Origin of the sequence: Lawsonibacter sp. (assembly GCF_022777125.1) — a bacterium.
In the GTDB taxonomy this organism is placed as follows: domain Bacteria; phylum Bacillota; class Clostridia; order Oscillospirales; family Oscillospiraceae; genus Lawsonibacter_A; species Lawsonibacter_A hominis.
The window spans coordinates 1-6,309 of record NZ_JALFGV010000012.1 but is presented as its reverse complement, the minus strand read 5'-3'; the positions used below and the strand labels follow the sequence as shown (position 1 = coordinate 6,309).

The 6,309-nt window shown below is 59.8% G+C and carries 4 protein-coding genes; 3 read left to right on the top strand and 1 reads right to left on the bottom strand.

What is annotated here, in order from left to right:
- Positions 1-213 precede the first annotated feature (213 nt).
- From MR825_RS01200 to MR825_RS01190, 3 genes are all read left to right on the top strand, one after another.
- Positions 214-1,086 (top strand): MetQ/NlpA family ABC transporter substrate-binding protein, encoded by an 873-nt coding sequence (locus tag MR825_RS01200; protein ID WP_186908112.1) that lies wholly within the window; start codon positions 214-216, stop codon positions 1,084-1,086.
- 76 nt (positions 1,087-1,162) lie between these two features.
- Positions 1,163-2,071, top strand: coding sequence for a cysteine synthase A (cysK, locus tag MR825_RS01195; RefSeq protein WP_186908113.1), 909 nt, complete (start codon positions 1,163-1,165; stop codon positions 2,069-2,071).
- A 704-nt stretch (positions 2,072-2,775) separates the two neighbouring features.
- Positions 2,776-3,126 carry a hypothetical protein gene (locus MR825_RS01190; protein ID WP_186908114.1) on the top strand — a complete coding sequence of 117 codons (351 nt, stop codon included), beginning with the start codon at positions 2,776-2,778 and terminating at the stop codon, positions 3,124-3,126.
- Positions 3,127-3,205: 79 nt separating this feature from the next.
- Here the strand turns inward: MR825_RS01190 and MR825_RS01185 are convergent, their stop codons facing one another.
- Positions 3,206-6,268 carry an S-layer homology domain-containing protein gene (locus tag MR825_RS01185; RefSeq protein WP_287878225.1) on the bottom strand — a complete coding sequence of 1,021 codons (3,063 nt, stop codon included), beginning with the start codon at positions 6,266-6,268 and terminating at the stop codon, positions 3,206-3,208.
- Positions 6,269-6,309 lie beyond the last annotated feature (41 nt).

Sequence of the window (6,309 nt, the reverse complement as noted above, 5' to 3'; positions counted from 1 at the left end):
GGCGCCCGTCATAGCGCAGGCGTATCGGTCCGTCCCGTACGCGCAAAGGCCCCCGCCGCGAGGTGTGGGCGAAGCAAGGTGGTACCACGAAGCGGAATGCTCTCGTCCTTGATGCATGGCATCGAGGGCGTTTTTTTATCGGAGATTGTCCCCGGCCGGCGATGGCCCTGCCGCTTCCGTGGTATAACATTTTTTGAAAAAGGAGAATGCAACATGAAAAAATTTGTCTCTCTGCTCCTCACCGGCGTGCTGGCGTTCGGCCTGCTGGCCGGCTGCGGCAACAGCGGCACCGCCGCTTCCCCCGCCCCTGAGACGGCCGCGCCTGAGACCGGCACGCCCGAGACCGGCAGCCTGGAAGGTACCGTTCTTAAGGTAGGAGCCACGCCCGCGCCCCACGCCGAGATCCTGGAGGTGGTCAAGCAGCTGCTGGCCGAGCAGGGCATCACCCTGGAGATCACCGTCTTCAACGACTACATTCAGCCCAACACCGCGGTGGAGAACGGCGACCTGGACGCCAACTACTTCCAGCATATCACCTACATGGACGAGTTCAACGCCAGCAACGGCACCCACCTGGTCAGCGCCGCCGCCATCCACTACGAGCCCTTCGGCCTGTATGCCGGAAAGACCGACAGCCTGGACGCGCTGGCGGACGGCGCCCAGATCGCCGTGCCCAACGATACCACCAATGAGGCCCGTGCCCTGCTCCTGCTGCAGCAGGAGGGGCTGATCACCCTCAAGGAGGGCGCCGGCCTTACCGCCACCAAGGCGGATATCGCCGAGAACCCCAAGAACCTGGACATCGTGGAGCTGGAGGCCAGCCAGCTGCCTGTGCGTCTGGCGGACGTGGATATGGCCGTCATCAACGGCAACTACGCCATCGACGCCGGGCTGAAGGTGTCCGACGCCCTGGCCGTTGAGGCTGCCGACGGCGAGGCGGGCACCGCCTACGCCAATGTGCTCACCGTCAAGGAGGGCCGGGAGAACGAGCCCGCCATCCAGGCCCTGGTGGAGGCCCTCCAGAGCCAGCAGGTCAAGGATTTCATTGATGAGACCTACGACGGCGCCGTGGTCGCCGTATTCTAAAAGGGAACCGGCAGGCCTGCCCGGCACACTGGGACGGGCCTGCCGGTCCGTTCAGACGGGAAAGGAGGATGACGCCGTGAACGTTGCGCAGGATCTGAGCGCATTGATTGGAAACACGCCTTTGCTGGAGCTGAAACATTTTGCCCCCGGGGTCCTGGTCAAGCTGGAGAGCTTTAATCCGCTCTCCTCCGCCAAGGACCGGGCGGGGTACTATATGATCCGGGACGCGGAGGAGCGGGGGCTGCTGAAGCCCGGCGGCATCATCGTGGAACCCACCAGCGGCAACACCGGCGTGGCGCTGGCCTATATCGGGGCGATCCGGGGCTATCGTGTGATCCTGACCATGCCGGAGAGCATGAGCGCCGAACGGCGGGGCCTGCTCTCCGCCCTGGGGGCAGAACTGGTGCTCACGCCGGGAGAGGGCGGCATGTCCGCGGCCATCGACAAGGCGCTCGCGCTGCTGGCGCAGATGCCGGGGGCCTGGATGCCCGATCAGTTCCGGAATCCGGCCAATGCCCGGGCCCACTATGAGACCACCGGACCGGAGATCTGGCGGGACACGGAGGGAAGCGTGGACGTGCTGGTGGCCGGGGTAGGGTCCGGTGGGACCGTCACGGGAGCGGGGCGCTACCTGAAGGAGCAGAATCCGCAGATCCGGGTGGTGGCGGTGGAGCCCGCCGAATCCCCCGTCCTCTCCGGCGGAACGGCAGGGGCCCACGGGATTCAGGGGATCGGGGCGAACTTTGTTCCCGACGTACTGGACCGGAGCGTGGTGGACGAGGTGCTCCCGGTGCCCACACAGGCCGCCTGCGCCGCGATGCGGGCGCTGACCGGGGAGGGCATCCTGGCGGGCATCTCGTCCGGAGCGGCCGCTCACGCCGCGCGTGTGCTCTCACAGCGAAGCGAGCTTGCGCACAAACGCATCGTAGCCATTCTGCCGGATACCGGAGAGCGGTATCTCTCCACCGGCCTGTTTCAAAGCTGAAGGACGCCCGCGCGGCACGCCGCGCCGGGCGGGACAGCGCGCCAAAAGGGCCCTCCGCCGGTCAGGCGGAGGGCCCTTTTGGCGAAGGGTACCCGGGAATTTTGGGACAGTTCCAGTTTACGCAAAGCACGCGCGTTGTGCAATACATACAAATGTGTAAGTAGCTAACCGGGCGGTTTTCAGGAACCAGACGGTAAGCATGCCGGAATTGTGCAACCTTGCAAAAGGAGAACGCACCATTTTGTGCATGATGTGCGGGAAACTGGCGGATCGGCGGAGGATTTGTGCAAAACCAATGAAAATCGGACAAAATTTTTGGGACAGCAGCGGTTTTTACAAAACGTTCACAGGAGATTCAAAAAAGGTCCAAAATCTGACTGCGGTTGTGTGGTATCTTAATGTTACAGCCAAGAGCACAACAAATAAGGAACGGCCGGGGAGGGCGCAGGCGGAGAAATGCCATCCCAGGCGCACTCGGGAGTACCGGCGGCCTTATCACTGTCCCCCGGCTGTGGGGACAGACAAGCAGCAGCATGCCGCAGGCATGTTTCGAAATACAAACGAAGGGCCCGCGTTTTCCTTCCGGAAGACGCGGGCCCTTTGAATATCCCGGGGCATAGCGGCAGCCTCATTTTTGGAAATAATTGTATAATAACGTCCCTCTTTTCCGCCCGGACCGGGCAGGGATGAAGGAGGGATGCCGAATGGCACAGTACACACCCCATTACGGGCTCCACCAGTGGGAGCCGGAGGACAGCTTTTTACGGGAGGACTTCAATCAGGATCTGGCCAGGATCGATACGGCGCTGGCGAAAAAAACAGAACTGGTGATGGGAAGCTACACTGGAGACGGCGGGACACAGCAGATTGATCTGGGATTTGCCGCCAGGGTGGTGCTGGTAGGGCACCCCACCCATACCGTGATAGCGTTTCAGGGGGAAACGGTCAACCGGATTACAGTCAACGAAACCGGATTCCAGGTTGTTTACAGTGAAAACGCCACCGTAGGCATCAACCGAAGCGGCACCGTGTATCATTATCTGGCGATTCCCTGATTCAAAGAAGCAAACCAAAGCCCGGGCCAAATGGCCCGGGCTTTGGTCATTTTGGGATAATATGCCGAAGGGAATGGTTTTAGATCGCAGCGTAATTTACAGTGACAGTCACACTCTGATAGGTGATATCAGGAGTCTTGATGATCCAAGTGCCGTCAGCAGCCACAGTTGGATCAACTTCGCTGCTCTTTATAGCCAACTCTTGGGCCACACCGGCTTTCACCAGAGAGTTGAGCTCATAAGCCTTCAGGGTAGCATGGCCAGCGGGAACGTCGATTGTCACCGTAAAGGGTACATCGGACAGGTTGACGGTCACGTCGATGGTGGCGTCGATCTCCTCATCATCGTCGGCAACCTCGCCGGGGAGGTCCTTGATCCAGGCAACCAGCACGGTGTTCACATCGGTGTCATAGACAATGATGGCTTCCTTGGCGGTCTTGTACAGGAACTCGCCGGCGGGGGCCTTGTCATCGTCCTTGGTCACGTCGGTGATGTCCCACACCGCGCTCTTGGAAGTAATGGTGTAGTAGTCGCCCACATTCCAGGCGGTGTTCTCCTCGCCCTCGGCGGTCTCGTTATCGGTCTCGGCGTTCATGACGATGGTGCCCTTCTTGATCAGGTGGGCATTATCCGCAGCAACGGTGTAGCCTTCGCCGGTGACCTCATACAGGGTGTAGACCTCGTCCTTCACGGAGTAAGCCCAGACGGTCTCGAAATCAGCGTCGTCATCAAAGTCGTCGCCATACTTCTCGCGGCTGACCTCGATGGTGTCAACAGTGCCGTCCTCGAAGATAACGTTCAGCTCCAGAATCTTGGAGGTCAGGGCGTTGGCGCTCAGGACATACAGGTAATCCTTGTCGACGGCGCGATCCTCACGGCTGTTGAACAGCAGCACGTCGGCCAGCTTGCCGCCCTCGGTGGTCCAGACCTGAACGGTCTTAGTGTCGGTATCCCCCTTTGCATTGGCAGCGACATCGTACATCTCATCATAGCCAATAGCCACGCCGTAGTCATCTTCGCCAGCATAGTAGAAGGCGATGGTGTTCAGATCCACGGCGTACTTGGAATCAGCATCGGCATACAGAGTACCGTCACCGGTCTCGTACTTGCGGTTGAGATAGGAGTCAACAGTGGTGTCCGCACCGTCGGACTCATCAATGCCGTTACCAGCATATGCGATCTCATCGGCAGCATTGGTCATAACGGACTTGATGGTAATGACGTCGTCATCGTCGATGGCGTACTTGATGACGGAGCCGCTGGCGTTATTCAGCGGAGTCTTATACTGGTCGTCCACAACTACGTCGCGGGTGCCCAGGTAAGCTTCCAGAGCGGCAATAGCGGCCTTCTTCTCGGCGCTGTCATACTTGCCATCCGCATCCGAGGCCTTATCCCAGAACGCAGCCTTGGCGGAAGCGTCCCAATTGATGGTATAAGTGCCCTCGGTCTTGTCTGTCTTCAGGATGGAGAGCTGACCGGACTTGGTCAGAGCATTCTGGGTCCAGGCGGAGCCCAGCACCAGAGCGTAGTTGGGAGCGGCAGCCTCGGGAGCCTGATAAGCCACGATGTAGCCGTTGGAATCCAGAATGAAGATGACCTCGGTGTCGAAGCCGGGATCAGTGGCGGCCTCCGTGATATCGAAGTGCTCGACAACCTCATCCTCGGCGGCGGCGTCGGGAATGTAGGACTGATAGTAGGAGTCGCCCTCGATGGTGACATAGAGCTCCTTCTCGGCGTCACGGTCGATGCGGGTGATCTTACCGGTAACGCTCTCAGGGGTGGAGATGTAGTCGCGGCCGCCGTACTCGACGAACAGGACCAGATCATCGGTGGTGACCTCGTCGGCGAAGACGACGTCCTCAAACTTGGTGATCTTGCCGTCGTTCATGGCGGGCACGGTGAGAGTCTCGTTCTTGGAGCTGTACTTCTTCACATAGGACAGGGTCTCAACGAGGTAGAGGACATAGTCCACATCGCCGTCGTTGTTGTTGTCGATGACCTCGACTTTGATGCCGTTGTAATTGAAATCAGCATTGTCATAAATTTCGGCAGAATTCCCGGTGCCCAGATAGCCGTAGTTCACATAGTACTCGGTATCACTGGTCACGGTCAGGCCGGTGCCCTTCAGGAAGTCCTTGACAGCGCTCTCGTTGGCCACAGAGCCCTCGACCACATTCACGGAGTCCTTAGTGGTGACGCCCAGGACGACGGAGTCGGCCAGAATGGTGGTCTTGCGGATGTACAGGGTGACGGTCTTGCCGATCATTTCGACGGTAGTGTCAACGTTGAAGGAGATGTTGCCGGAGTACTCCACAACTTCGCCCTTCTCGGTGGAAGCGGTGGTGGAAGCATACAGCTTGACGTTGCTCAGGGTGGTCTTGCCATCCTTCAGGGCGGCGTCATAATCGGTCTCTTCCAGCTCGGCCCACTTGTTGCCCACGACGACGCCCTCCACCTTGTACACGCCGTACATGGCGCTCAGGATGGTGCGGCGGTCAGCATAGGCAATGGCGTAGCCGTTCTCATACTTCTGGATCATCTCGATGTCCAGGGCGTTGTAGATCAGCAGAGCGGCGTCGTCACGGTTCAGGGGCAGCATGACGTTCTTGTTGAAGTTGCGGAAGATGCCCAGGGCGGAAGCCTTGGCGTTGGTGTTGATGGCCCAGTCGGTGCCCACGAAGCCCTCGATGGAGGGATCGTAGCCGGCGGCCACCAGCAGCATCTTGGCAGCCTCGGCGGCAGTCACACTGGCGGCGGGGTCGAAGGTGCCGTTGCCGCGGCCGGCGATGATGCCCAGGGTGTAGCAGTAGTTGATGTGGCCCTTGGCCCAGTTGTCGCCGATGTCGGTCAGCTTGCTGTTCACACCGGAGAACAGGTCGTTGTTGTCAACGCCCTGATTCATGATGACGGAGATCATCTTCGCCATCTCGTCGCGGCGCACGGTCCCCTCGGGATCGAAGCTGCCATCGGTCTTGCCGTCGATCACGCCCAGGGTGGTGAGCATGGAAACGGCGTCTTTGTTGACGATCTCATCGCGGTCGGTGAAATCGTCATAGCTCGCAGCGGAAGCGCCGACGACCATCATGCCGATCAGCATAACGGCGGCCAGAGCCAGGCTGAGAGCCCGTTTGAGGTTTCTCATCTGGAATTCCTCCTTCTAAATTTTGGAGGCGGAAAGGCCAC

Excerpts from the sequence above, each read along its gene's own strand:
- MR825_RS01200 (WP_186908112.1), top strand. The coding sequence starts at position 214 with ATGAAAAAATTTGTCTCTCTGCTCCTCACCGGCGTGCTGGCGTTCGGC.
- MR825_RS01190 (WP_186908114.1), top strand. The coding sequence starts at position 2,776 with ATGGCACAGTACACACCCCATTACGGGCTCCACCAGTGGGAGCCGGAG.
- MR825_RS01185 (WP_287878225.1), bottom strand. The coding sequence starts at position 6,268 with ATGAGAAACCTCAAACGGGCTCTCAGCCTGGCTCTGGCCGCCGTTATG.